Origin of the sequence: Nonomuraea polychroma (assembly GCF_004011505.1) — a bacterium.
In the GTDB taxonomy this organism is placed as follows: Bacteria; Actinomycetota; Actinomycetes; order Streptosporangiales; family Streptosporangiaceae; genus Nonomuraea; species Nonomuraea polychroma.
On sequence record NZ_SAUN01000001.1, the window covers coordinates 3231883 to 3257509 of the forward strand.

At 72.8% G+C, this 25627-nt stretch carries 25 protein-coding genes; 11 read left to right on the plus strand and 14 right to left on the minus strand.

Annotated elements, in window-relative coordinates; genetic code table 11:
- Positions 1 to 48 precede the first annotated feature (48 nt).
- The 5 genes from EDD27_RS14365 (at position 49) to EDD27_RS14385 (ending at position 8626) form a co-directional block, all read left to right on the plus strand.
- The gene (locus tag EDD27_RS14365; RefSeq protein ID WP_127932881.1) at positions 49 to 1116 is read left to right on the plus strand and encodes an ABC transporter substrate-binding protein; all 1068 of its coding nucleotides are present in this window, start codon (positions 49 to 51) and stop codon (positions 1114 to 1116) included.
- Positions 1103 to 2662, plus strand: coding sequence for a sugar ABC transporter ATP-binding protein (locus EDD27_RS14370; protein WP_127932882.1), 1560 nt, complete (start codon positions 1103 to 1105; stop codon positions 2660 to 2662). Before EDD27_RS14365 ends, EDD27_RS14370 begins: the two co-directional genes overlap by 14 nt.
- Entirely contained in the window at positions 2655 to 3617 is a 963-nt protein-coding gene (locus EDD27_RS14375; RefSeq protein WP_127932883.1) for an ABC transporter permease, read from the plus strand. The genes EDD27_RS14370 and EDD27_RS14375 overlap by 8 nt, the downstream gene beginning before the upstream one ends.
- Positions 3614 to 4567, plus strand: a complete 954-nt coding sequence (locus EDD27_RS14380) for an ABC transporter permease (RefSeq protein WP_127932884.1) — start codon at positions 3614 to 3616, stop codon at positions 4565 to 4567. The genes EDD27_RS14375 and EDD27_RS14380 overlap by 4 nt, the downstream gene beginning before the upstream one ends.
- A 78-nt stretch (positions 4568 to 4645) precedes the next feature.
- Positions 4646 to 8626 carry an AAA domain-containing protein gene (locus EDD27_RS14385; protein ID WP_127932885.1) on the plus strand — a complete coding sequence of 1327 codons (3981 nt, stop codon included), beginning with the start codon at positions 4646 to 4648 and terminating at the stop codon, positions 8624 to 8626.
- Positions 8627 to 8666: 40 nt separating this feature from the next.
- Here EDD27_RS14385 and EDD27_RS14390 read toward each other — a convergent pair whose 3' ends face one another.
- Positions 8667 to 9797 (minus strand): MBL fold metallo-hydrolase, encoded by a 1131-nt coding sequence (locus EDD27_RS14390; RefSeq protein ID WP_127932886.1) that lies wholly within the window; start codon positions 9795 to 9797, stop codon positions 8667 to 8669.
- Positions 9798 to 9888: 91 nt separating this feature from the next.
- On the minus strand, positions 9889 to 10677 hold the full coding sequence (locus EDD27_RS14395; RefSeq protein WP_127932887.1) for an oxidoreductase: 789 nt from the start codon (positions 10675 to 10677) through the stop codon (positions 9889 to 9891).
- Between the two features lie 105 nt (positions 10678 to 10782).
- Between EDD27_RS14395 and EDD27_RS14400 the strand changes: the two genes are divergently transcribed.
- Complete coding sequence (locus tag EDD27_RS14400; protein ID WP_241564043.1) at positions 10783 to 11355, plus strand: TetR/AcrR family transcriptional regulator; 573 nt, start codon at positions 10783 to 10785, stop codon at positions 11353 to 11355.
- Here the strand turns inward: EDD27_RS14400 and EDD27_RS14405 are convergent.
- The 9 genes from EDD27_RS14405 to EDD27_RS14440 form a co-directional block, all read right to left on the minus strand.
- A complete protein-coding gene (locus EDD27_RS14405; protein WP_127932888.1) occupies positions 11352 to 12068 on the minus strand; it encodes a DUF3152 domain-containing protein in 717 nt (238 codons plus the stop codon). The genes EDD27_RS14400 and EDD27_RS14405 overlap by 4 nt on opposite strands.
- Positions 12069 to 12404: 336 nt before the next feature.
- Positions 12405 to 12794, minus strand: coding sequence for a D-ribose pyranase (gene rbsD / locus EDD27_RS14410; RefSeq protein ID WP_127932889.1), 390 nt, complete (start codon positions 12792 to 12794; stop codon positions 12405 to 12407).
- Entirely contained in the window at positions 12791 to 13711 is a 921-nt protein-coding gene (locus EDD27_RS14415; protein WP_127932890.1) for a ribokinase, read from the minus strand. Before EDD27_RS14415 ends, rbsD begins: the two co-directional genes overlap by 4 nt.
- Positions 13708 to 14661, minus strand: coding sequence for a D-ribose ABC transporter substrate-binding protein (locus EDD27_RS58270; RefSeq protein WP_338324642.1), 954 nt, complete (start codon positions 14659 to 14661; stop codon positions 13708 to 13710). The genes EDD27_RS14415 and EDD27_RS58270 overlap by 4 nt, the downstream gene beginning before the upstream one ends.
- A gap of 39 nt (positions 14662 to 14700) precedes the next feature.
- Positions 14701 to 15669: an ABC transporter permease gene (locus tag EDD27_RS58275; protein WP_338324643.1), complete on the minus strand. Its 969-nt coding sequence runs from the start codon at positions 15667 to 15669 to the stop codon at positions 14701 to 14703.
- The gene (locus EDD27_RS14425; protein WP_127932891.1) at positions 15653 to 17161 is read right to left on the minus strand and encodes a sugar ABC transporter ATP-binding protein; all 1509 of its coding nucleotides are present in this window, start codon (positions 17159 to 17161) and stop codon (positions 15653 to 15655) included. The genes EDD27_RS58275 and EDD27_RS14425 overlap by 17 nt, the downstream gene beginning before the upstream one ends.
- The gene (locus tag EDD27_RS14430) at positions 17158 to 18174 is read right to left on the minus strand and encodes a LacI family DNA-binding transcriptional regulator (protein WP_127932892.1); all 1017 of its coding nucleotides are present in this window, start codon (positions 18172 to 18174) and stop codon (positions 17158 to 17160) included. The genes EDD27_RS14425 and EDD27_RS14430 overlap by 4 nt, the downstream gene beginning before the upstream one ends.
- 73 nt (positions 18175 to 18247) lie before the next feature.
- Positions 18248 to 18484: a hypothetical protein gene (locus tag EDD27_RS14435; protein ID WP_127932893.1), complete on the minus strand. Its 237-nt coding sequence runs from the start codon at positions 18482 to 18484 to the stop codon at positions 18248 to 18250.
- Positions 18481 to 19743 carry an NAD(P)/FAD-dependent oxidoreductase gene (locus EDD27_RS14440; protein WP_164903611.1) on the minus strand — a complete coding sequence of 421 codons (1263 nt, stop codon included), beginning with the start codon at positions 19741 to 19743 and terminating at the stop codon, positions 18481 to 18483. Before EDD27_RS14440 ends, EDD27_RS14435 begins: the two co-directional genes overlap by 4 nt.
- 388 nt (positions 19744 to 20131) lie before the next feature.
- On the opposite strand from EDD27_RS14440, the gene EDD27_RS14445 reads away from it, so the two are divergent.
- Positions 20132 to 21061, plus strand: a complete 930-nt coding sequence (locus EDD27_RS14445; RefSeq protein ID WP_127932895.1) for a hypothetical protein — start codon at positions 20132 to 20134, stop codon at positions 21059 to 21061.
- Positions 21062 to 21162: 101 nt separating this feature from the next.
- Here the strand turns inward: EDD27_RS14445 and EDD27_RS14450 are convergent, their stop codons facing one another.
- Together EDD27_RS14450 and EDD27_RS14455 are read right to left on the minus strand one after the other, a co-directional pair.
- Entirely contained in the window at positions 21163 to 21594 is a 432-nt protein-coding gene (locus EDD27_RS14450; RefSeq protein ID WP_127932896.1) for a type II toxin-antitoxin system PemK/MazF family toxin, read from the minus strand.
- Positions 21595 to 21641: 47 nt separating this feature from the next.
- A complete protein-coding gene (locus tag EDD27_RS14455; RefSeq protein WP_206641406.1) occupies positions 21642 to 22511 on the minus strand; it encodes a helix-turn-helix domain-containing protein in 870 nt (289 codons plus the stop codon).
- An 88-nt stretch (positions 22512 to 22599) separates the two neighbouring features.
- On the opposite strand from EDD27_RS14455, the gene EDD27_RS14460 reads away from it, so the two are divergent.
- Together EDD27_RS14460 and EDD27_RS14465 are read left to right on the plus strand one after the other, a co-directional pair.
- Entirely contained in the window at positions 22600 to 22953 is a 354-nt protein-coding gene (locus tag EDD27_RS14460; RefSeq protein WP_127932898.1) for a VOC family protein, read from the plus strand.
- Positions 22954 to 23058: 105 nt separating this feature from the next.
- Complete coding sequence (locus EDD27_RS14465) at positions 23059 to 23838, plus strand: acyl-CoA thioesterase domain-containing protein (RefSeq protein ID WP_127932899.1); 780 nt, start codon at positions 23059 to 23061, stop codon at positions 23836 to 23838.
- Between the two features lie 44 nt (positions 23839 to 23882).
- Here the strand turns inward: EDD27_RS14465 and EDD27_RS14470 are convergent, their stop codons facing one another.
- Positions 23883 to 24188 (minus strand): antibiotic biosynthesis monooxygenase, encoded by a 306-nt coding sequence (locus tag EDD27_RS14470; RefSeq protein WP_127932900.1) that lies wholly within the window; start codon positions 24186 to 24188, stop codon positions 23883 to 23885.
- Between the two features lie 139 nt (positions 24189 to 24327).
- Between EDD27_RS14470 and EDD27_RS14475 the strand changes: the two genes are divergently transcribed.
- Both EDD27_RS14475 and EDD27_RS14480 read left to right on the plus strand, forming a co-directional pair.
- Positions 24328 to 25059 (plus strand): hypothetical protein, encoded by a 732-nt coding sequence (locus EDD27_RS14475; RefSeq protein ID WP_127932901.1) that lies wholly within the window; start codon positions 24328 to 24330, stop codon positions 25057 to 25059.
- Positions 25059 to 25616 (plus strand): DUF6529 family protein, encoded by a 558-nt coding sequence (locus tag EDD27_RS14480; RefSeq protein WP_127932902.1) that lies wholly within the window; start codon positions 25059 to 25061, stop codon positions 25614 to 25616. Before EDD27_RS14475 ends, EDD27_RS14480 begins: the two co-directional genes overlap by 1 nt.
- Positions 25617 to 25627 lie beyond the last annotated feature (11 nt).

Genomic DNA, 25627 nt, shown 5'->3' on the forward strand with positions numbered 1-25627 from the left:
CCGGGCCCCTGTGGCCCGGGCACGGCACCTGGTAGGAAAGGAACCGCCATGACCCCCCGCATCCGGACAGCCGCTCTGACGCTGGCCGTGCTCCTCACCGCCGCCGCCTGCGCCAAGAGCGAGCAGCCGCAGAGCGCCCCCGCCGCCACGAGCACCGCCGGGCAGCAGGTCGTGCAGAGCCCCACCGGCGGCGCCGGGCCGACCTGCACGCTCCAGCAGTTCGGCGGCACCGCGTTCGACCTCAAGACCGCCACGGTCGGCTTCTCCCAGTCGGAGAAGGAGGCCAACCCGTTCCGCATCGCCGAGACCAAGTCCATCAAGGACGAGGCGGGCCGGCTCGGCATCGCCAAGCTCAAGGTCACCAACGCCCAGTCCCAGTTCTCCAAGCAGATCACCGACGTCCAGCAGCTCATCGCCCAGGGCGCGCAGCTGCTCATCATCGCCCCGCTCAACTCCGACGGCTGGGAGCCGGTGCTCCAGCAGGCCGCGGCCAAGAAGATCCCGATCATCACGGTGGACCGGAAGATCAACGCCAGGCCGTGCAGCGACTACTTGACGTTCATCGGCTCGGACTTCTACGAGCAGGGCAAACGTGCCGCCGACCAGATGATCGAGGCGCTGGGTGGCAAGGGCAAGGTGGCCATCCTGCTGGGCGCGCCCGGCAACAACGTCACCACCGAGCGGACGAACGGCTTCAAGGACCGCGTCAAGGAGAAGGCGCCCGGGATCACGATCTCGTTCGAGCAGACCGGCGAGTTCGCCCGCGAGAAGGGACAGCAGGTCACCGAGCAGCTCATCCAGTCCAACCCCGACATCAACGGCATCTACGCCGAGAACGACGAGATGGCGCTGGGTGCGGTCACCGCGCTGAAGGGCGCGGGCAAGGAACCCGGAGACATCACGATCGTGTCCGTGGACGGCACCCGCAGCGCCGTGCAGGCCATCGCCGACGGCTGGCTGCACGCGGTCATCGAGTCCAACCCGCGCTTCGGGCCGCTCGCCTTCGAGACCGCCCAGAAGTTCCTGGACGGGCAGCCGATCCCGGACAAGGTGATCATCTCCGACCGCGACTACGACACCGGCAACGCCAAGGAATCGCTCGGTGAGGCGTACTGACGTGGAGCCGGTGCTCGAGGCGCGGGGGATCAGCAAACGTTTCCCCGGCGTGCTCGCCCTCGACGGCGTGTCCCTCGCCCTGCGCCCGGGCGAGGTGCACGCCCTCGTGGGGGAGAACGGCGCCGGCAAATCCACGCTGATCAAGGTGTTCACCGGCGTGTACCGGCCGGACGGCGGCGAACTGCGCTACCAGGGCGGCCCGGCCGCCTTCGCCACCCCCATGGACGCGCAGCGCGCCGGCATCTCCACCATCTACCAGGAGGTCAACCTCGTCCCGATGATGAGCGTGGCCCGCAACCTGCTGCTCGGCCGCGAGCCGCGCGGCCGCTTCGGCGTGATCGACGCCGCGGCCATGTACGAGGAGGCCGCCCGCGTGCTGGCGGGCTACGGCGTCGCGGCCGACGTCCGGCGGCCACTGCGCACGCTCGGCGTGGGCGCCCAGCAGATGGTCGCCCTGGCGCGGGCCGTGTCCGTGGACGCGCGGGTGGTGATCATGGACGAGCCCACGTCGTCTCTGGAGCCGCGCGAGGTCGAGACGCTGTTCGGGGTGATCAGGCGGCTGCGGGACTCCGGGATCGCCGTCATGTACGTCAGCCACCGGCTGGACGAGCTGTACCGGGTGTGCGACCGGGTGACCGTGCTGCGCGACGGCCGCCTCGCCCACACGGGACCGCTCGCCGGGCTGGAGCGGCTGCGGCTCATCTCGCTCATGCTGGGCCGCGACCTGAACGAGGTCCGCTCCGAGGGTCTCACCCGCTTCTCCCGCCACCGCCTCTCCACCCCACCCCACGCGGGTGGACACGTGAACGGACAGGTCCCCGTCGTGCGGGCGCGCGGGCTGGCCCGGCGCCACGTCCTCCGCGACGTCAACGTGGACATCGGCCCTGGCGAGGTGGTCGGCCTGGGCGGCCTGCTCGGAGCCGGGCGTACCGAGACCGCGAAGGCCATCGTCGGCGCGCTGCCGCTGGACGGCGGTCAGGTGACGGTGGAGGGAACCCCGGTGCGCAAAGGCTCCACCGCGGCGGCGATCAGGGCGGGGGTGAGCCTGCTGCCGGAGGACCGCAAGGCCGAGGGGATCATCCCGACGCTCTCCGTGCGCGAGAACATCGCCCTGGCCGCCCTGCCGTCACTCGGCAGGGCAGGCGTCGTGTCGGAGGCGAAGATCGACAGGGTGGTCGAGATCTTCATGCGGAGGCTGAGGATCAAGGCCGCCTCCCCGCACCAGCTGGTGTCCGAACTGTCCGGCGGCAACCAGCAGAAGGTGCTGCTGGCCCGCTGGCTGGCCGTACGCCCCAAGGTGCTGCTCCTGGACGAGCCCACCCGGGGCATCGACATCGGCGCCAAGGCCGAGGTGCAGGCGCTGATCGACGAGCTGGCCGAGGAGGGCCTGGGCGTGCTGCTGATCTCCTCGGACCTGGAGGAACTGGTCGAGGGCGCCGACCGGATCCTCGTGCTGCGCGAGGGCACGGTCGTCGGAGAGCTGTCGGGCGACGAGGTGACCGAGGAGAGGATCATGGCGACGATCGCGGAGCAGTCCGATGGCTGAGCTGACATCCCAGGCGCAGGCCCGCGTTGTGCGCAAACAGCGCGTGTTCGCCTGGGTGCAGGACTACGGCGTGTACGCGGCCGTGCTGGCGCTGCTGCTGTTCAACGTGCTGTTCACCCCGCACTTCCTGGACGCGGCGAACTTCCGCACCCAGCTCGTCCAGGTCACCCCCATCGTGATCGTCTCACTCGGGATGGCGCTGGTGATCGGCACCCAGGGCATCGACCTGTCGGTCGGCTCGGTGATGGCGCTGGCCGCCGCGCTGGTGGTGATGTATCTCGGGTACGGCTGGCTGCCGGCGGTGATCGTGGCCGTCGTGGGCGGTGCGGTGGTCGGGGCGGTGGGCGGGGCGCTGGTCGCGTACGTCGGGGTGCAGCCGATCGTGGCCACGCTCGCGCTGCTCGTCGGCGTACGCGGGCTGGCCAACGTGCTGGTGCCGCAGCTCGTCGAGTTCCGCAACCCCGACCTGATCGCGCTGGGCAGCAGCTCGGTGGCCGGGATCCCGGTGATCGTGCTCATCGCCGCGGCCCTGACGGTGATCGTGCTGTTCGTGGTGCGGCGGACCACGTTCGGGCGGCAGGTGGTCGCGATCGGCGGCAACCGGTCGGCCAGCGAGCTGTCCGGCCTGCCGGTCAAGCGCGTGCTCCTGACCGTGTACGTGATCTCGGGCCTGCTGGCGGCGCTGGCCGGCGTGCTGGCCACGGCGCGGCTGCAGGCCAGCGACCCGACCTCGCTCGGCCTGTTCATCGAGCTGTCGGCGATCACCGCGGTCGTGGTCGGCGGCACCCCGCTGACCGGCGGCCGGATCCGGGTGCTCAGCACGGTCATGGGCGCGCTGCTCATGCAGCTGCTGTCGGCCACGCTGATCAAGCACAACCTGCCCCAGTCGTGGACCCAGATGGTCCAGGCGGTCATCATCCTGGCCGCCGTCTACGCCACCAGGGAGCGCCGATGAACCGCGAACAGGCCGGCAGGCTGCTCCAGCAGCACGGCGCGCTCATGGTGCTGGGCGTGCTGGTGATCGTGGGCAGCCTGGCCTTCGACTCCTTCGCCACGCCGGGGAACGCGGCCAGCGTCGTGGTGTCGTCGTCGTTCCTGGCGATCATCGCGATCGGGATGACGTTCGTCATCATCAGCGGCGGCATCGACCTGTCGGTGGGGTCGCTGTTCGTGCTGGGCGGGGTGCTGGCCGCCTACGGCTCCCAATACGGCCTCGCGGTGGCGCTGCTGCTGCCGCTGGCGGTGTGCGGGCTGGTCGGCCTGCTCCAGGGGCTGGTGATCGCCAGGACGGGGATGGCGCCGTTCATCGTCACCCTGGCCGGGCTGCTCGGCGTGCGCGGGCTGATGCTGGCCATCTCCGACGAGGGCGCGACCACATACCTGGTCAAAGATCGCGCCTTCGCCGCGGTCGGCCAGGGCGAGCTGCTCGGGCTGTCCTATCCCGTCCACATCACCGCCGCCCTGGCCCTGGTGGCGATGGTGCTGTTGCAGCGCACCGGCTTCGGCCAGAACGTCTACGCCGTCGGCGGGAACGAGCAGGCGGCGGCCCTGATGGGCGTGCCGGTCGCACGGACGAAGATCTTGGTGTACGTCATGTCGGGCCTGCTGGCCGGCCTGGCCGGAGCGCTGAACGCGGCCCGCCTGTCCTCCGGCGTGACAATCCTCGGCATCGGGCTCGAACTGGACGCCATCGCCGCCGTCGTGATCGGCGGCACCCTGCTGACCGGGGGAGCGGGCGGGATCACCGGCACCGTGGCCGGGGTGCTGCTGCTCGGCGTCATCCAGAGCCTGATCAACCAGGTCGGGAGCCTGACGTCGGCGTTCCAGCAGGTCGTGAGCGGCGTGTTCCTGGCGCTGGTCGTGGTGGCGCAGCGGCTGCTCAGCAAGGCGCAACGGCTGACGTGAGAGGCGTGGCTCCGGGAGCGCCGGGCCACGCCACGCCCAAGCGACTGCAAAGGCCGCGCCAGGGCAGAAGAGACGTTCGTGACGGAGCCATCGGACAGCCGCAGGGCCGAGCTGATCGCCGCGGCCCAGGCGAACTGGATATCGGCGCTCACCGATCTGGGCGGGCGCAACACGCTGCTCTACTACAAGGACCGCCGGGCAGGCACCCTCGACCTGGCCGCGGCCGACCCCGCGCGCCTCGAACGTTTTCTGCGCACCGGCTCGATCAGGCTCACTCGCCTGTTCGGCGACGCCGACGCCCGGGCCGACGCGATCAGGCGCGTGCAGGCCATCCACCGCAAATCCCGCGAGCTGCTCGAGGAGCGCGGGCTGCGGGCCGCGTACCTGGCCATCGGCATGGCCAGGTGGGACGAGCTGTTCCTCGAGCCCGCCGCGCCCGTGCTGCTGCGCGGCCTCACCATCTCACCCACCCGGGCCAGGCACGACGACTTCGAGCTCGTGCTCGACGACGAGGCCGAGGTCAACCCGGTGCTGCTGCACAAGCTCGCCACCGTGTACGGCGCCGACGCCGAACGCGCCACCGGCGACCACGACGAGTTGCGCGCCATCGCGGCCGCCGCCGAAGTGCCCGGGTTCGGCATCCAGGACCGGCGGGTCATCGGCACGTTCACCTACTCCAAGCTGCCCATGGTCAGGGACATGCAGGCGGCGGGCGAGCTGCTGGCCGACAGCGACGTGGTGGCCGCCATCGCCGGCGACCTCGACGCGCAGGAGCTGCTGTCGGGGGACCGGGGGCAGCCGATGGAGCTGGACTCGCCGGAGGACGACTACTCGGTGCTCGACGCCGACTCCTCCCAGCGCAGTGCCATCGCCGCCGTGTTGTCGGGCCGCAGCCTCGTCATCCACGGGCCGCCCGGCACCGGCAAGAGCCAGACCATCGCGAACCTGATCGCCGCGCTCGTCGCCAAGGGGCGCAAGGTGCTGTTCGTGGCCGAGAAGCGGGCCGCGATCGACGCCGTGTTGTCCCGGCTCAAGGGCGCCGACCTGGGGGATCTGGTGCTCGACATCCACGAGGGCACCCGCGACCGGCTGCGGATCGCCCGCGACCTCGGTGACACGGCCGACCTCGCCCAGACCGTGACCGAAGGACGCGCGCAGGAGCTGGACCGGCGGCTCATCGACCGGCAGCGCCGGCTGTCGCGGCACGTGGCGGGGCTGCACGAGCCGCATGCGCCGTGGGGGTTGTCGGCGTTCCAGATCCAGTCGGCGCTGCTCGGCGTCCCCGCCGAGGCGCGTACCCCGGTGCGGCTCTTCCCTCCCGAGCGCATCGATCGCGAGGCGGCCGATCGGATCCGGGATGAGTTGCGCGACTTCGCCCATTTGGGCGGGTTCACGCTGCGGCCCGGCGGCACGCCCTGGTACGGGGCTTCGCTGCGGACCGCCGAGCAGGCCAGGCAGGCCGCCGATCGCGCCTCCCGGCTGCACTCGCACCTGCTGCCGCTGCTGGCGTACCGGGTGGATCAGGCGTGCGCCGAGGTGGGCCTGCGTGCGCCGGAAGGGCATCGGGAGCGGATGGCGGTGCTGCAGCTCTTCGCCGGGGTCGCGCAGACGATGCGGCGCCTGTCGCCGCGCGTCTTCGAGTCCGACCCGGCCCGCCTGGCCGCCGCAGTCGGCCCGCACCCGATGGCGGCCGGGGACGGCGGTCCCCTCGGGCTTCGGGAGCGTCATGCGCTGCGCAAACGGGCCGGTGCCCTGTGGCTGGGCGCCGGTAAGCCGGAGCGCGCCGAGCTGCACGCGGCGCTGGCGGAGGCGGCCGGACAGCTCGCCGAATGGGACGCCCTCCGCCTCCCGCCACCCGCGCCCGGCGCCTGGCGCGCCGGCTCCGACGGCACCTCCCCGCCAGGCACGCCGTGGCGAGGCGGCGCGGCCGGGAGCGGCGGCGCGGCCGGGGACGAGGCGCGGGAGAGGCCGCCGTGGCCGCCGTCCGATCTCGGCGGGCTGCTGCGGCTGCAGGCCGAGTGCGAGGCGCAGCTCGCCTCCCTCCGCGCGTACGTCCGCGTCCCCGACGAGCCCGCCGAGGTCCTCGCCGAGCTCTGCGCCGACCGCGACACCGCATGGAAACTCCCCAGACTGTACGACCTGGGCATGCGTTTCGACGCTTTCGGCCTCGGCCAGCTCCTCGACGACCTGGCCCGCAAGCAGGCGACGTCGGACCTGGCGGCGGCCGCCTTCGACCACGCCTGGTATTCGTCCATCCTCGACCACATCAGGGTGAGCGACCCCCGGTACGCCGCCGAACGGGGAGACGCGCTCGACGAGATCGCCGGCGACTTCCGCGAACGCGACATCCGGCACCTGGCCGCCAACCAGGCCCGCGTCCGCCGGGCATGGGCGGTCCGGCTGCGCGACGCCGAGGACCGGCACCCGCTCCAGGCCAGGGTCATCCGCAAACAAGCGGCCCTGCGCCGGGGCCACCTGCCGCTGCGCCGCCTGCTCGATCAGACCGGCGACGTGTTGTTCGCGCTCAAGCCGTGCTGGGCCATGTCCCCGCTGATCGTCAGCCAGGTGCTGCCCGCGACCAGGTTGTTCGATGTGGTGATCTTCGACGAGGCCAGCCAGATCGTGCCCGCCGACGCGGTCCCGTCGATCATGCGGGCGCACCAGATCGTGGTGGCCGGCGACGACCGGCAACTCCCGCCGACGAACTTCTTCCGCCAGGTCAGTGACGGGCTCGACGACGCCGAGGACGAGGAGAGCCTGGTGTCGTTCGGCGCGGGGTTCGAATCGGTGCTGGACGCGCTCCGGCCGCTGCTGCCCACCTGGCCGCTGACCTGGCACTACCGCAGCAGGGACGAGCGGCTGGTGGCGTTCTCCAACGCCCGGATCTACGGTGGGGCGCTGACCACGTTCCCCGGCGTGTCGCGCGGCGACTGCCTGCGGCACGTGGTCGTCGCCCAGCCGCCCGGGCCCGGCCAGGAGGCGTCGGTGCCGGCGGAGGTGGACAAGGTCGTGGAGCTGGTGCTGGACCACGCCCGCGCCCGCCCGGGCGAGTCGCTCGGCGTGATCGCGCTCGGCATGCGCCACGCCGAACGCGTCGACCAGGCGCTGCGGGAGGCGCTGGCCGAGCATCCCGAGCTGGAGGACTTCTTCGCCGAGGACGCGCCGGAGCCGTTCTTCGTCAAGAACCTCGAACGGGTCCAGGGCGACGAACGCGACGCGATCATCCTCACCATCGGGTACGGCAAGCACCGCGACGGCCGCATGCGCTACCAGTGGGGCCCGCTGCTGCGCGACGGCGGCGAACGCAGGCTGAACGTGGCCGCCACCCGCGCCAAGCACCGCCTCACCCTGGTCAGCTCGTTCTCCAGCCACGACGTGGACCCCGCCCGCGTCACCAAGGCAGGCGCCCGGCTGCTGGCCGACTACCTGGAGTACGCCGGCTCGGGCGGCACCCCGGCCGACGCCTCGGGCGGCACGGCGCTCAACCCGTTCGAGGCCGACGTACGCGATCGCCTGGCCAGGCACGGCATCACCGTCGTCCCGCAGTACGGCGTCGGCGGTTTCCGCGTCGACTTCGCCGCCACCCACCCGAAGGACCCCGACCGCATGGTCCTGGCGATCGAGGCGGACGGCGCCTCCTACCGTGACTCGCGTAGCGTGCGCGACCGCGACCGGCTGCGTAAGGAGCACCTGGAGCGGCTCGGCTGGAACTTCCACCGCCTGTGGTCCACGAACTGGTTCCACAACCCGCAGGGCGAGGCGGACAAGCTGCGCAAGGCGTACGAGGAGGCGGTCGCCGCCTACGAGCCCGAACCCGACGCCGAGCCGGCGCCCTCGCCCCACGCCGGCCCGGCGCCGTCGCCCCACGCCGGCCCGGCGCCGTCGCCCCACGCCGGCCCGGCGCCGTCGCCCCACGCCGGCCCGGCGCCGTCGCCCCACGCCGGCCCGGCGCCGTCGGCCGACGCCGGTCGCGCGTTGGACAGGCGACTGCCGGAGCCTGAGCGCGCGCTGGACAGGCGACCGCCGCAGCCCGGCAGTGAGCTGGACCGGCCCGGCTGACACCCCGACCGGGCGGGCGGCCCGGCAGGGGGCCGCCCGCTCAGCCCAGCGTCTCCCACCACCCGTCCACCGCGGGCGCCCCGGTGGTGTCCACGGCCTCGCCCGGCCGCGGCACGACGATCTCGACATCCCTGGCCTTGGCCTCGCGCCACAGCCGCTCGACCGGCTCCGCCCACGGGTGCAGCGCGAGCGTGAACGTCGCCCAGTGCACCGGCAGCAGCAGCTCGCCCCCGAGGTCGAGGTGGGCGTTGATCGCCTCCTCAGGGTTCATGTGGATGTCCGGCCAGGCGGGACTGTAGGCGCCGATCGGCATCAGCGTCAGGTCGAACGGCCCGTGCTGCGATCCGATGCCCCGGTAACCCTCGAAATATCCGGAGTCGCCCGCGTAGAACACCCGCTTGCTCGCCCCCGCCACCACCCACGACCCCCACAACGTGTCGTTGCGGGTGAGCGCCCGCCCCGAGAAGTGGCGGGCCGCCGTGGAGACGAAGCGCAGCCCCGCCACCTGGGCCTCCTCCTCCCAGTCGAGCTCGATGATCCGGTACGCGGGCACGCCCCAGCGCTCCAGGTGCGCCCCGATGCCCAGCGGCACCAGAAAGGGCGCCTTCTGCGTCCTGGTGAGCGAGCGCACGGTCGCCAGGTCGAGGTGGTCGTAGTGGTCGTGCGAGATCACGACCGCGTCGATCGTCGGCAGGTCCCCGATCGACACCGGCACCGGGTGGTGCCGCTTCGGGCCGACCAGTTGCGAGGGGGAGGGCCGCTTGCTCCACACCGGGTCGAACAGCACCCGCTTGCCCTCGATCTCGACCAGCGTGGAGGCGTGTCCGTACCAGACGGCGCGTACGCCGTCGGCGGGCGGCGGCCCCGACGGGGGGACGCGCAGCGGCACGGGACCCGCGGGGCGGCGCTGCTCCTTGTTCTTGGCCATCTCGGCGAACAGGTTCACCGGCGGCGTGGTCATCAGATGCGTCGGCTCGGGCATCGGGTTGAAGAACGTGCCGTCCCTGAACTGCGGCGAGCGGCGCATCCGCGCCGCCCGGTCCGGGCCCGAACGCAGCGGCCGCACACCCAGCTCGGCCGGCACGTCGCGCAGCGCCCACCCGGCCGCGGCCAAGGCCGCGCCGCCCGCCAGGATCCGCCGTGCCGTCGAGCTCCGCCGCCTACCCGCCATCGCTCACTCTCCCCCTTGAAAGTCGGTTCACTTGGCTCAACCGGGCGACGAGTCCCCGGTGTTCCCGGTCCTACGATATATCGCGATAGGTTCAGACGGTTTTGATCGCCCCGCCGTCGATGATGTAGTCGGCGCCGCTGATGCTTCCGGCGTGCGGCGAGGCCAGCCAGGTCACGAGGGTGGCGACCTCTTCGGGCTCGATGAACCTGCCCGTCGTCATTCCCAAGGCGGACGGCAGCCCGGCCAGGAGCTGCTGGTGCTCGACGCCGTGCGCGGCGGCCACCGCGGCCCCGTACCCGCCGGGGGCCTCCCACAGCGAGGTCCGGATGAGGCCGGGCGAGATCGTGTTGACCCGCAGCCCCTGCGGGCCGAACTCCTCCGACAGGGCCTTGCCGAACGCGGTCAGCGCGGCCTTGGCGGTCGTGTACGGCAGCGGGCCGGTGTGCGGCGTCCTGGCGCCGATGGAGGAGATGTTGAGCACTGTGCCGCGGCGGCTGATGAGGCTCGGCAGGGCGGCCCTGGTGGCGCGTACGGCACTGAGGAAGTTGAGGTCGTAGGTCTGCCGCCACTGCTCGTCGGTGAAGCCGAGGAACCCGCCGGTCTGCCCCTCACCCCCGTCGCCCCCGCCGACGTTGTTGACCAGCAGATCGATCCCGCCCAGCTCGGCCAGCGCCTGGTCGATCACCTCGGCGGGACCGTCCGCGGTGGACAGGTCGGCCGCCACCGCGACCGCGCCGGTCTCCTTCAGCGCCGGCGAGATCGTCCGTGCGGCGGCCACCACGCGCATCCCCTCGCCGGTCAGCGCCTGGACGATGGCCAGCCCCAGCCCCCTGCTCGCGCCGGTGACCACGGCTGTCTTGCCGGTGAGGTGCATATCCATGAGATCCTCCATGAGTTGCGTCAGTCGTGATGCTTCGACCATACGACTTGCAACATGAGTGATGCAACTAGATAGGAAATGGTGACGGTGTCGTACCCTGTGGGGGTGAGTGAGACGACCCGGGCGATGCGGTCCGACGCGGCGCGGACGGTGCGGACGATCCTGGAGGCGGCCGAGCACGTGCTCAGCAAGAACCCGGCGGCCAGCATGGAGCAGATCGCCGAGGCCGCGGGGGTGGCGCGCACGACCGTGCACCGGCGCTTCGCCTCGCGGGAGGCGCTGGTGGACGCGATGGCGGCGTGGGCCACGCGGCAGTTCGCCGAGGCCGTCGAGTCCGCGCACCCGGAGAGCACGCCGCCGCTGGTCGCTCTCTACCAGGTCACGGCCAGTGTGCTGCGGGTCAAGAGCGACTGGGGGTTCGCGATGAGCCGGGCGCTGTCCGACGACCCCGAGGTGGCCGGGGTGCACGAGGACGTGTCGCAGCGCTGCGACCGGCTCTTCAGACGGGCGCAGGCGGCCGGGGTGCTGCGGGCCGACGTCGATCCCGAATGGGCCAGGCGGGTCTATTACGCGCTGATCCATGAGGCGGCCCAGAGCCGCGATGCCGACCCCGACGCCCTCGCCACCCGCGTGGTGGACACGTTGCTCCGGGGTGTCGGCACCGGCCAGGGCCTCTAAGCGCCTTCACGCCGCTTGCGGCCGGGGTGCGGCCACGGGTTCGGCCGGCAGCGGCCCAGCGACTTCGACTGCTGGACCATGACCGGGGCGAGCCGGCCGGGACCGGGGCAGGACTGGTGGTGGTGCCCGAGGGCGTGGCCGACCTCGTGGTTGATCAGGTAGGCGCGGTACGCGGCCAGGTCGTGCCCGTACTGCGGGACGCCTTTAGCCCAGCGCAGGGCGTTGATGATCGAGCGGCTCCCGTTCCAGCAGGACAACTCGCCGCCGGTGCGCAGCGGCAGGCACTGGCGGATGGTGAGGCGGGGGCTGGACAGGGCGATCCGCACCCGCGCCGGGCCGCGATCGACCCGCTGGAACCGGGCCCACCCGCGGACGTCGTTGAGTATGCGGTGCACCTCGGCGGCGAACGCGCGGGCGTCGATCGGCAGGCCGCGCTCCACTTCGACCAGATACCGGATCACCGCCCCGCGACCCCGCCGGGCGGGCGCGGTTCCGCGCACGACCGCGTACCTGCCGGAGGCCGCGTGCGGCACCTTCAGCGGGACCGGCTCGGGCGCGGCGGATGGGGCGGGTCGTGCCTGAGCGCTGGACGGCGCGGCGGAAGGAACGGCACGAGCGGCGGGAGCGGAACGAGCGACGGGAACGGGTGCGGGCGGCTCGGCGGCGCAGGCGGCGGCGAGCAGCACCAGCACGAGCAGTGCGAGCAGCGGCAACGCGTCCTCCCCACGAGTGCACGGTGGGGAGAAAACCGATCATACGTACCTGCTCGTCACGCTATTTCGCCGGGGTGCCGGTGAGCTCACGAGGCGACCGGCGCCCCCGCCGAGATCGTCAGGCTCGAGAATCACGGTTCAAAGGGCGAACGCGGCGCCGAGATCCCGGCGGCTAGAGCCTCACGTCGGCCGGGCGGGGCACGCCGTCCCGGCATGCGTGAGTGGCGTCCCACGGCGGCCGGGGTGAGCTACGGGCTGCGCGTTGTCCGCGCGGGTCGTGGAGCCCTTCTCACTCACGCGGTGGGCGTGACGTCCAAGGGCGGCAGGCAGCGGCGGTCAGAAGGCCACGCCGCAGCGCAGGATGACGTTGGCGTACGGCCGCGCCTCACCGGTGCGCACCACCAGCTTGGCGGCGGCGGAGAGCTGCTTGAGCCGTTCGTGCGGCACGTACGCCACCCTTGGCAGCCGCTCGCCGAGCAGCTCGTGGCAGGCGGGGTTGGCCGTGCGCACCTCCTCGGCCGCCGTGGCGCCCTCGACGACGATCTCGGCGAGGATGCCGTCGAGCACGTCGGCGAACGACGGGATGCCCGCGACGAACGCCAGGTCCACCACCGGTACGCCGGCCGGCAGCGGCATGCCGCTGTCACAGATGAGCAGCTCGTCGGTGTGCCCGAGCCGCGCCAGGGCGCCCGCCAGGGCCGCGTTGATGACGCCGCCGCGCTTCACAGGTCCTCCACCTCCGCCATCGTCGGGTACGAATCCTGCGCCCCCGGTCTGCGTACGGCCGCGGCGCCCACCCTGGCGGCGAACGCCGCGGCAGCCGTGAGCGGCTCGCCCACGGCCAGCCGCCAGGCCAGCGCCCCGGTGAACGCGTCGCCGGCCCCGGTGGTGTCCACGGCCGCCACGCGGGGACTGGGCACCGCGTGGACGGCGCCGTCCTCGGCCACCACGGCCCCGTCGGCGCCCAGGGTGATGACGACCGAGCGGGGGCCGAGCGCCAGCAGGCTCTTGGCCTGCCGGTCCGCCTCGCCGGGCACGCCGAGCAGCAGGGCGGCCTCGTGCTCGTTGACGACCAGCGGGTCGCACAGGGCCAGCAGCTCGTCCGGCACCGGAGCGGCCGGCGACAGGTTGACCACCGCCCGGCGGGCCAGCCGGGCCGCGGCGAGCACTGCCGGCAGCGGGATCTCCAACTGCAGGGACACGACCGGAGCCGACCGCAGCAGCGGCGCCGCCTGCAGCACGTCGCCTTCCGTGACCCGGGCGTTGGCGCCGGGGGCGACGATGATGCTGTTGTCGCCCTGCGGCCCGACGGCGATCATCGCGATGCCGCTGGCGGCCGGCGTGTCGTGCAGGTGACCGTGGTCCACGCCGTCGTGTTCCAGCGACTCGCGCAGCAGCCGCCCGTGCTGGTCGGCGCCGACCCGGCCGAGCAGCGCCACCCGCGCGCCGAGCCGGGCGGCGGCCACGGCCTGGTTGGCGCCCTTGCCGCCGGGGTGGACGGCCAGCTCCGAGCCGAGCACCGTCTCGCCCGGCGCGGGATGCCGTTCGACCCGGACGACCAGGTCGGCGTTGGCCGACCCCACCACCACGACATCGAACGGGTGGCGGGGCGGGCCGTCGCCGTGTTCACCCACCGCGCTCATGCCCCGGTGAACTCGGACAGGTTGTCCTTCGTGGCGACCTTCACCGGCACGTTGAGGGTGGCCTCCAGCTTCTCGCCCTTGGCGGCCTTGACGGCGTTCTGCACGGACTGCTGGCCGAGCAGGGCCGGCTGCTGGGCGATGCTGGCCGCCAGTGTGCCGGCCTCGATCGCCTTGAGCCCGTCGGGGGTGCCGTCGAAGCCGACGACCTTGACCTCCTTGCCGGCCTTGGCGCCGAGCGCCTTGATCGCGCCGAGCGCCATCTCGTCGTTCTCGGCGAACACGCCGGTGACGCCGGGGTGCGACTGCAGCAGGTTCGTCATGACGTCCAGGCCCTTGGCGCGGTCGAAGTCGGCCGGCTGCTGGGCGACGACCTTGATGTTGGGGAACGCCTTGATGCCCTCGGTGAAACCCTGGCCGCGGTCGCGCGAGGCCGAGGTGCCGGGCACACCCTGCAGAAGGACGACCTCGCCCTTCTCGCCGATCTCCTTGGCGAGCTGCTCCGCGGCCAGCTTGCCGCCGGCCACGTTGTCGGAGGCGACGGTCTGGGCGACCGTAGTCCCGTTGACGCCGCGGTCCACGGCGATCACGGGGATGCTGGAACGTTCCGCGATCTTGACTGCCGGCGCGGCGGCGTCGGAGTCGACCGGGTTGATGATGATCGCCTTCATGCTCTGGCTGGTGAAGTTCTGCACCTGGTTGACCTGCTGGGAGGCGTCGTTCTGGGCGTCGGTGACGGTCAGCGTGACGCCCAGCTTCTTGGCCTCGGCCTCGGCGCCCTCGCGCAGCTGCACGAAGTAGGGGTTGTTCAGGGTGGAGATCGACATGCCGACCTTGACGTCGCCGCCGGAAGCGGTTCCCGGCGAGCCGGAGGAGGACGTGCCGGACGAGCCGCAGGCGGTCAGGCCGAGGGTCAGTGCGGCGCCCGCCGCGATGAGGGCGTGGATGCGCATGGTGGTACCTCACTATTTCTTACTGGGTTTGCGGTGATGTCAGCGGCTGCTTCGGCGGCGCAGCGTGTCGAGCAGGACGGCCAGGGCGATCACCACGCCGATGACCACCTGTTGCCAGAAGGCCGAGACCGACAGCAGGTTCAACCCGTTGCGCAGCACTGCCAGGATGAGGGCGCCGACCAGCGTGCCGAGCGCCCTGCCCTTGCCGCCCGACAGGCTCGCCCCGCCGATGACCACGGCGGCGATCGCGTCCAGCTCGTAGCCGGAGGCGGCCTGCGGCTGGGCCGAGGCGAGCCGGCTGGCCAGGACGATGCCGGCCACCGCGGCGAACGCGCCGGACAGGGCGTAGGTGACGAGTTTCTGCCTGCTGACGGCGATGCCGGACAGCCGGGCGGCCTCTTCGTTGCCGCCGATGGCGTACATCGCCCGGCCTGCGTAGGTGCGGTTGAGCACGACGGCGGCGATCACGCCCATGAGCGCCATGACCAGCACGGGCACCGGCAGGTAGCCGCCGACGGTGTCGCCGAGGTGGGAGACCGCCTCGGGCATCTCGATGGGGCTGCCCTGGGAGACCACCAGGGCCAGCCCGCGCGCCACGCCCAGCATGGCCAGCGTGGCGATGAACGGCGGCAGTTTGCCGTACGCGATGAGCGCGGCGTTGACCAGCCCGCACCCGACACCGACGGCGAGGGCGACGAGCGTGGCCAGCGGCCAGGGCAGCCCGGTGTCGGCGGCCGTCCAGGCCAGCACGATCGCCGACAGGGCGGCCACGGCGCCGACGGACAGGTCGATCCCGCCGGTGATGATGACGAACGTCGAGCCGAACGCGAGGATCGCGGTGACCGCCGCCTGGACGCCCACGTTCAGCAGGTTCGTCACGGTCAGAAAGTCGCCGGACAGCAACGACAGCGCCACGACGAGCACGACGAGCGCCGCCAGCGAGCCGTTCTCGGCCAGCAGGCTCCTGGCCGCCGGCCGTCCGGCCAGCACGTTAGTGGACACGGGCATCCTCCACCTCGGTGACGGCCAGCGCCATCACGGAGTCCTGGTTCGCCTCGGCGGCCTCCAGCTCGCCGACGAGCCTGCCTCTGGCCATGACGAGGATGCGGTCGCTCATCCCGAGGATCTCGGGCAGATCACTGGAGATCATGAGGACTGCGTGGCCGGAGGCGGTGAGCGAATTGATCAACTGGTAGATCTCGACCTTGGCGCCGACGTCGATGCCGCGCGTTGGCTCGTCGAGAATGAGCACGTGAGCGTCGGCGAGCAGCCACTTGCCGATCACGATCTTCTGCTGGTTCCCGCCCGACAGGGTGCGCACCTCCTGGCCGAGGTGGCTCATCCGCACGCCGAGCTGGGCGGCCACCCGGGCGGCGGCCTGGCGCTGCCCGGCCCGGTCGACGAAACCGCCGCGGGTGGCGCCGCGCAGGGTGACCAGGCCCAGGTTCTCGGCGATGTCGGCGCCCAGGACAAGTCCTTGACCCTTGCGGTCCTCGGGGACCAGGCCGAGCCCGGCCTCCATGGCGGCGCGCACGTCGCCGCCGGGCAGCCGCCGGCCGCGTACCAGCACCTCGCCCGAGTCGTAGGCGTCGGCGCCGAACACCGCCCGGGCCACCTCGGTGCGGCCCGCGCCGACCAGCCCGGCCAGGCCGACGACCTCGCCGGCGCGCACCTCGAACGACACTCCGGAGAACGCTCCGGCCCGGCTCAGATCGCGCACCTGCAGCAGCGGCTCGCCGGCCGTGGCGACCTGGCGCGGGTACTGCTGGTCGATGGGCCGGCCCACCATGAGCCGGATCAGCTCCTCCTCGGGCGTGCCGGCCGGCACCTGCGCCACGGAGCGCCCGTCGCGCAGCACGGTCACCCGGTCGCCGATCTGGGCGATCTCCTCCAGGTGGTGGGTGATGAACACCACCGCGACGCCCCGCTCGCGCAGCTGCCCGACCAGGCCGAACAGGCGCCGCACCTCGCTGGTGGTGAGCACGGCGGTGGGCTCGTCCATGATGAGGACGCGGGCGTTCAGCGCGAGCGCCTTGGCGATCTCGACCATCTGCATCTGCGCGATGCCCAGGTCGGCGACGCGGGTGCGCGGGTCGACGTCGATGCCCACCTGGTCGAGCAGTCCGCGGGCCTGCTCATGCATGCGCCGCGTGTCGACGAACCCGAAGCGGCGAGGCGGCCGGCCCAGGGCGAGGTTCTCGCCCACGGTCAGCTGGGGGACCAGGTTGAACTCCTGGTAGATCGTGGCGATGCCGAGCCGCTGGGCGTCGGCGGCGGTCCGGACGGCGACCGGCTCGCCGTCGGCGAGGATGCGTCCGCTGTCGGGCTGGTAAGCGCCGGACAACATCTTGATGAGCGTGCTCTTGCCGGCGCCGTTCTCGCCGAGCAGGACGTGCACTTCGCCCTCGCGCAGGTCGAAGTCGACGCCGTCGAGCGCCACCACGCCGGGGAACCTCTTGCCGAGCCCCTCCACGCGCAGGATCTCCCGTGCCTGGCTCACGAGCCGTCCTCCTTCCGTGTGCCTGTCTCTCCGCACGACTCGCGCACCACGAGCGTCGCGGGCAGCACCACCGACTCGGTGGCCCGGCCGTGCAGCTCGTCGAGGATCAACCGGACCGCGCGCCGGCCCAGCTCGGCGGTGGGCTGGCTGATCGCGGTGATGCGTGGATGGATGTGGTTGAACCACGGCACGTCGTCGAACGAGGCCAACGCGACGTCGCCGGGGATGTCCAGGCCGCGCTCGCGGACCTCGTCGAGTGCGCCGAGGGCCATGAGGTTGTCGCCCAGGAAGATCGCCTGCGGTGGTTCGGCCAGGTCGAGCAGTTCGGAGGTGATCCGCTGGCCGCTGCCGGCACGGAAGTCGCCGACGCGCACGTACTCCTCGGGAACCTCCAGGCCGTGCTCGGCCGCCGCCCGCAGGAAGGCCTCCGTCCGCTCCCGCCCCGTGGACAGAGTGCTCGGCCCGGAGACGAACGCGATCCGCCGGTGCCCGAGGGCGCGCAGGTGAGCGACCAGCTCGGCGATGGCGGTGCTGCCGTCGGCCCGCACGGACGGCACCTCCACGCCGCTGAGCGTCCGGTCGAGGAAGACCAGCGGCCGCTCGCCCCTGCTGACCTCCTCCACCAGGGGCGTCACCTCGGCGGTAGGGCAGATCAGCAGCCCGTCGACCCGCTGTTCCAGCAGGGTGCGCACGTAGTGGTCCTGCTGGTCGGGGCGCTCGTCGGCGTTGCCGATGATCACGGTGTAACCGGCCTCGCGGGCCTCGTCCTCCACGGCCCGCGCCAGCTCGGCGAAGAACGGGTTGAGGATGTCGCCGATGATCAGCCCGAGTGTCCTGGTGGCCTCGGTGCGCAGGGACCGGGCGACGGCGTTGGGCCGGTAGTTCAGCGCGGCCATCGCCTCGTGGACCCGGTTGCGGGTCTCCTCGGTGACCGAGGGGTTGTTGTTGAGCACCCGGGAGACGGTCGCGACCGAGACGCCCGCTTGCGCGGCGACATCTTTGATGCGAGCCACCTGACCTCCATGTAATCGGTTACATGAGGGTATGTAATCGGTTACATCCTTGTGAAGCGGTAGAAAGTGTGATTCAGGTCACATTGCGGGTCCGTGTCCGGGGCTGCCCTCCAGCGTGCCCGCGGCCACGTAGCGGCTCCGCCACGGCGAAGGCCAGGTGCGCGTCGAAGCGGAGCAAGTCGATCTCGGGCAGGTAGTCCCTCGTCCGGCCGTCAGGGTAGTGGCCGGACGTCGTGTCGGAGTGCAGGCCGACCAGCATGACGGTGCCGGGCGGGCGGCTCGCGCGGGACCGTCGAGCCCTTCCGCTCACACGCGGGGCGGCGCGTAGGGCGTGACGTCGATGGGCGGCTCCTCGCCCAGGGCGAGCGCGGCGGCGATCCTGCCGGTGAACGGGCCCGCCGTCAGGCCGTACGCGGACAGGCCCGTCGCGACCACCACGCGGCCGGTCAGCCGGCCGATCAGGGCCGGGCCCGGCGCGTACACCGGGCGCAATCCCACCCGCGTCTCCGTCACCGACGCCCCGAACAATCCGGGCGCCACCCGCAGCCCCGCCTCGATCAGCTCGTCCAGACCGCCCATCGTGACCCGCGGCGCGAACCCCACATCCTCCACGGTCGCGCCGATCAACACCCGCGAGTCGGAGAAGCCCAGCAGGTACGGGCCGGCGCTGGGCAACACGATCGGCCACCACGCCGTGTCGACGCCCTCCAGCGTCACGTGCAGGATCTGGCCCCGCCGCGGGAACACCGGCAGCTCCACGCCCAGCGGCCGGCACACCTCGCCCGTCCACGCGCCGGCCGCGACGATCACCATGTCGGCGTCAAGAGGAGTGCTCTCGCCGGCGAACCGGCGGGCCGATCCCATGGTCGCGGGCGGCGGGGCGGAGGGGGTGAGCGGCGCGGCCTGCCGCCAGGACGTCGTCTCGCCGCTCACGCCCGGCTGCTGGCGCGTGGGCGGGGTGCGCTCCCCGAGGGGCTGAAGCGGGGCGGCCGGAGGCGACGGCTCGCCGGGGGCCGCACCGGCCAGGGCGTGCACGAGGACCTCGCCGTCAGGGGTGAGCCGCGCGGCGCCCGTACGCACCTCGGCGCCCCGGGCGATGGCGGCGGCGAGCAGCGCGTCGCGTACCGAACAACCGTCCACCCGGGCCGCGCCCGGCACCAGCAGGGCGCTCAGGGTGTCCGACAGCGGCGGGAACAGCTCGGCCGGGGCGGCCACGTCGGTGATGTGGCCCATCTCCGGTGCTTCGGGATAGCGACGGCGCAGCAGGGCGCGCACCGGCTCCAGGTCCGCCGGGTCCTCCGCCACCAGCAGCGCCCCGACCTCGGCGTACCCGATGTCCTCGCCCAGCGTCTCCACCAGGTCCGGGTAGTGACGGGCGCCCTCGCGGGTGAGCCGGTACCAGGCGTCGTCCTCGGGATGGTCCACCCACGGGCACACGATGCCCGCCCCCGCCTGCGTCGCCTCGCCCTGGTACCCGCCGTCCACCACCGTCACGTCCGCGCCCCGGCCGCTCAGGTAGTAAGCCGCGCCGGCTCCGACGATGCCGCTTCCGATCACCACAACACGCATGAGGCCAATGATCCCAGCCCGGGTGAGCTGCGCCGATGACCGGGGCCGCCCCCTTGCCGCCCGCGCGTCCTCATTCTCCTGAGGAGCGCTGGTTTCCGCCCCTGAAGGAGAGATGGCGGGCATGCGGCGGCAAAGCGTGTCACCATGCGCCCCGTGTCTTCACGGGTCCGTGTCACGAGGCCGCGGCCTGGTGGTGGGGCGTTCGTGTGTGGCGGCGGTCCAGCCGAGTTCTTGCGGCCTGCCCCGCGAGAGGGCGCGCGTGTCACGGAGTGCCCGCGTCAGGGCGGGCATGTCCGGCCTGGCCTTCATCCGCCTGGCGCGGGGCCACCTCACCGTTTGGTGCCAGGGCGGGTGAGGGGAGGCCGCAGTCCGGGGTAAAGGCCAGCGCATGGACCTCTCCGTCACGAAGATCGACCTGCCCCGCCCCGTCCGGGCAGCCGCGTCGGACGGGACCACTGTGTGGTGCGCGGGGACCGACGGAGTTCACGCCTACACGACATCCGGCACGCCGCTGCCCCGGCCTGAGGCCGGCGGTGACAACGGGGCGCGTACGCCGGAGCTGCGGTCCCTGGCGGCGGTGCCGGGGACGGTGCCGGGCACGGCGGGGGTGCCGGGCACGTTGCCGGAGACCGTGATGGTGCCCAGGACGTTCGCGGGCACGGCGTCACCCGAGGGCTCGCTGCAGGGGACCCTGGCCGGGACCGCGGCAGGCCGGGTGTACTGGCTCGACCCCGACGGCACGCCGCACGCCAGCGCACGCTTCGACGGCCGGGTGCTCGCCGGCGGCGGGGAGATCTGGGCCGTCGCCGGCGGCCAGGCGCGCAGGCTCACCGGCCCCGGCCGATTAGCCGAGCCGGTGGAACTGACCGGCCTGGACTCGTGCGCCGTGGAGGGGGAGCGACTGTGGTGGACCTCGACGCGCGACACCCTGCTGCGGGGCGGCCCCAGGGAGATCGACCTCGGGCCGCGCGAGCGCGGGGGCATGGCCGTGTGCGCCGGCTCCTTATGGATCAGCGTGCGGGGCGGGCTGCTGCGCGTCTCGGCCTGGTCGGGCGAGCCCAGGCGGCTCGTGGAGGCGCCGGACGGGCCGGTGCCGTTCCTCGTCTGCGCGAACGGGGTCCTGGCGGGAGGCGGCCGTGACCTGTTCGCGCTGGCCCCGGCCGGCGGCGCCGCACTGCGCGTGATCAAGCTCGGGCTGCGGGCGCCTGTCGCGCTGGTGATCGCGGCCGGCAAGCACATCTGGGCCTTCCCCGCCGGCCGCGCCCAAGCCCTGATCGTGCCGGCCGCCCTCCTCAGCGGTGGGGCCCCTGGCCGGTAGCGGCCACGGCCAGGCCGCGCTCCTCAGCGGTGGGGCCCCTGGCCGGTAGCGGCCACGGCCAGGCCGCGCTCCTCAGCAGTGGTGCCCCTGGCCGCTGGCGGTTACCGGCCGGCGCCCCAGCCGTGCGTCTTCATGAGGCGGGCCGCGACCCGGGCGAAGAGGTCGGCGTCGAGCACCGCGCCCTCCCGCCGGATGTCGTCCTCGTCGAGCACGAACACCCGGTCCAGCCGCACGTACGACGCCCGGCCGTCGCGCCCCCACGCGCCCAGCGGCAACCACTCGGGCCCGTCGTCGCCCTTGCTGGACAACATCATGCCCAGCAGCCTGCGCCCGGTGCGGCCCACGACCAGCAGCGGCCGGTCCTTGCCCCGCGACGGGTCCTCCTCGTACGGCACCCACGCCCAGACGATCTCCCCGGGATCGGCCAAGCCGTCGAGGTCGGGGGAGTAGGCCAGGGTGGCGGGGCCGTTGAGCACGTGAATCTCGCGTACCGCACCCCGGACGGGGCGGGGGTCCTCACCTAGATCGCGCATTGGGGGAGCTTATGGCTGCGGACCGGCGAAAATCCAGCGCTCACGGATCACCGGGGGGCGAGCAGGCGGCGCAGGGCCGTGGGCGTGTGGCCGACGTGCCGGCGGATCGTGCGGGTCAGGTGCGCCTGGTCGGCGAACCCCAGCTCGGCGGCGAGCGCGGCCAGGCTCGGCTCGCCGTTTTCCAGCCGGTCGAGCGCCCGGCCCACGCGCACCCGATTGCGGTAGTGGGTGAGCGAGATGCCGAGCTCTCGGGTGAAGGCCCGGCTGAGCCGGTAAGGCGACACCTCCAGGAACTCGGCCAGCGACAGCAGCCCGCCCGCCGCCGGGTGGCCGGCCGTGATGGCCTCACGGGCGGCGCCGACGAGGGCGGCGCTCGTGCGCGAGGCGGCAGGCCCCGGACGGCCGGTGGCGGCCCCTGGACGGCCGGTGGTGGCCCCCGGACGGCTCTCGGCAGCCTCCGGCGGGCAGTCGGCGGCCTGGGCGAGGGCGGCACCGATCAGCGGCAGCAGCGACTCGGCCACCGCGAAGTCGGTGTCGCCGCCGCGCGCGGCCGCGAGCACGCGGCGGTGGGCGAGGTCGAGGCGGGCGTCGACGTAGACGGTCGAGCGTGTCGTCCGGGCGTCCTCGCCGCTGAGCATCCGCCACAGGTGGGGCGACAGCGACAGGGAGGTGCACACGTCGCCGCCCGCAGGGTGGGCGAAGTGCTCCTCCTCGCCCGGCGCCGCCAGGTAGGCCATGGCCGGGTCGGCGACGGCGCTGCGGCCGTCCGCCTTGCGCCGGAACATGCCGCGGCGCACCAGCACCACCCGATAGCGAGGGTTGACCTCGGCGGGTGACCAACCGCGGTGGTCGTCGACGCAGGTCACCGCGTCGAGCGTGAATCCGGGCCCGGTGGCGAGAAGCACGGAGGAACGCACGGTGCGAACGCTACGCCGCCCCTCCGACAAATCCCGGCGCGCAAGGATGTTCAAGACCCGGCCGTCCCGCCACCGGCACCCTTGCCTCATGAGCACGACGACACTTTCTTCCATCGTCATCGACTGCGCCGACCCGGCGGCCCTGGCGGCCTTCTACGCCGGCGCGACAGGATGGCGGCTCACCGACGGCGACGCCGACTTCGCCGGCCTCGAAGGCGGCCCCGTTTCCCTCGGCTTCCAGCGGATCGACGGCTACCAGGGGCCGGGCTGGCCGGCCGACGGCAAGCACGTGCACCTGGAGTTCAAGGTCCCCGACGTCGAGACCGCCATCAAGGAACTGACCGCACTGGGCGCCACCGTTCCCGCCTTCCAGCCGGGCGGCGACTCCTGGACCGTCCTCCTCGACCCGGAGGGCCACCCCTTCTGCGTGATGGGCGGTTAGAGGAGAGCGGATGGCGGCGATGCGCCGTACGCCGCAGCCGGTCTCGTACGTGGGACCGGCTGCACGCGTTCGGGCGGCGGCCGCTCTCCTCTAGAATCTGATTCTGTGTCGTCGACGACAGCGTTCTTCACCCAGAAGCAGGGCGAGTTGGTCCCCTCCCCGCACGCCCGCGGCCCCTGGTCCCCCGACATGCTCCACGGCCGCCTCCTCGGCGGTCTCGCCGCCCGCGCCCTCGAGCAGCGCCACGCCGAGCCGGGCCTGCACTTCGCCCGGCTGACCGTCGACCTGTTCCGCAACAGCCCGATGCTGCCCGTCACCGTGGAGACCGCCCTGGTCAGGGACGGGCGCCGGATCCGGGTCGCCGACGCGACCCTCTCCACCGAGCAGGGAGTGATCGGACGGGCCAGTGCCGTGCTGCTGCGGCAGAGCGAGCCGCCGGACGGCCCGCAGACCCTCGTCACGCCCGCCTGGGACGAGCCCGCGCCGGACGGGCCGCCGGCCGAGGGGCCCGGGTGGAAGCCGCCGTTCGACCTGTGGCGGCTGACCGAGTGGGGCGCCCCCGGGCCGGGACGGGCATGGATGCGGGAGAGGCATCCCCTGGTGGACGAAGAAGCCGTGACGCCGTTCGTCCGGGCGGCGCTGGCCGCCGACTTCGCCAGCCCGCTCAGCAACGCCGGAACGGACGGACTGCGCTTCATCAATGCCGACTACACGCTGACCCTCGCCCGCCTCCCGGAGAGCGACGTCCTCGGCATCGAGGCCACGGGACACCTCAACGCGGCCGGCGTCGCCACCGGCCACGTCACCCTGCACGACGCCGCCGGGCCGATCGGCTTCTGCGTCGTGACGGCGGTCGCCAACCCGGCCGGTCTCGGCGGCCGCTGACCCGGCCGGGCCGCCAGGCGCACCATGGTCCGCGCCGCGCCGGCTCAAGCGCCGGCGAACACCTCGTAGTGGTCGACCGTCCGTTCCCGGTCGACCAGGAACGCGTCGTCCTCGGGGTAGAAGACCGCCCTGCCCGGATCGTCCCCGGCGAACGCCCTGATCGCGTCCCACGACTCCCAGAGGGAGATGAGGAAGAACTCGGTCCTGTCGCCGGCGTCGCGCCTGGTGAAGTAGGCGCCCCGGTTGCCCGGTGTCGAGGTGTATCCGGCGAATCCGGTGCGCAGCAGATAGGCCTCGTAGGCTTTGGCGTCGCCCGATCGCGTCCAGCCCCGCCACGTGCGAACGATCATAAGTCCATGATGCTGCGACCGGCCATCGCCGTACAGCGGTGACATCCCCTCGGTGACGAAGGCGTCCGGATCGGTGAACCGCCGCCGCGTTTTCCGCGTACGGACAGGCATAGGCTCCAACGATCCAAGGCAGGAGACCATGTCGAGGTCCGGCCCCATCCTCACGTTGCTGGCGGGCATGGTGACCACGGCCGCCCTGGCGTCGCTCAGCCTCGCCGAGCTGCCCCCACCACCGTCCGGCGGCACGACTTCGGCGTCCGTGCGGGACCCCGCGGCCGAAGCACAAGACCCCGCCCCGACGCCGACCGGCAGCGCGAGCGAGGAGGATCCGGCCGCGGAACCGCGAGACCCGGCCCCGACGCCGACCGGCAGCGCGAGCGCCGCCGCGCCCGCGGCGGCGGTGGTCCGCGCCGACTACGCGACCCGCGTCCGGGGCAGCCGCGGGCTCCTCGCGATCTCCGTTCGCGGCGGAAAGGCGATCGCGTACTTCTGCGACGGCAGGACCGAAGCCTGGTTCCAGGGCACGGCAACCGGCGGGATCCTGACTCTGGACGGCTTCGGCGGCGCCGGCGTGAGCGCCGAACTCGCCGATGGCAGGGCCATCGGCGAACTGTCGATCGGGGACCAGCGCTGGGACTTCACCGCGCCGACGGTACGCAGGCCGTCCGGCCTCTACAGGGCGACGGCTCAGGTCCGGGGCGCGAAGCTGGTGGCCGGATGGATCTACCTGCCGGACGGCAGCAGGGTCGGCGCCGTGACCCTGGACGGCGCCCTGATTGCCGCGGAGATCCCCGAGCCCGGGCAGGCCACGGTGATCAAGGGCGCGGTGATCACTCCTGAGGACGTGGACGCATTCATGGGGGAGCTCTGATGTACGACACCGAAGTGACCCACCGGTCCGGCCCGGGGGCCATCCTGCTGCTCCTGCCCCTCGGCGTGGGCGCGCTCGTCGCGGTCGCCCTCGGCCGTTACGGTACGCTGCACGAGCCCACCGGCTTCGCCGTCGGCGTCGCGGGCTTCTCCGGCGCGCTGCCGATGAAGGCCTGGCTGACCACGGGCGCGCTGCTCCTCGCCGCGGTCCAGCTCTTCTCCGCCCTGGTCATGTGGGGCCGGATTCGGCTGGACATGCCCTGGATCTATGGAGTGCACCGCTGGTCGGGCCGGCTGGCGTTCCTGCTGACGCTGCCGGTGGCCTTCCACTGCCTCTACGCGCTGGGAGCGCGCTACGACGACACCCGCGTGCTGGTCCACTCCCTGGCGGGCTGCTTCTTCTACGGGATCTTCACCACCAAGATGCTGGCCCTGTCCCGGCGCGGGATTCCCGGCTGGGCGTTCCCCATCCTCGGCGGGCTGGCCTTCACCGCCCTGGTCGCCCTCTGGCTGACCTCGTCGCTCTGGTTCTTCACGACGGCCGGCCTGAAATGGTGATGGCGGCCCGC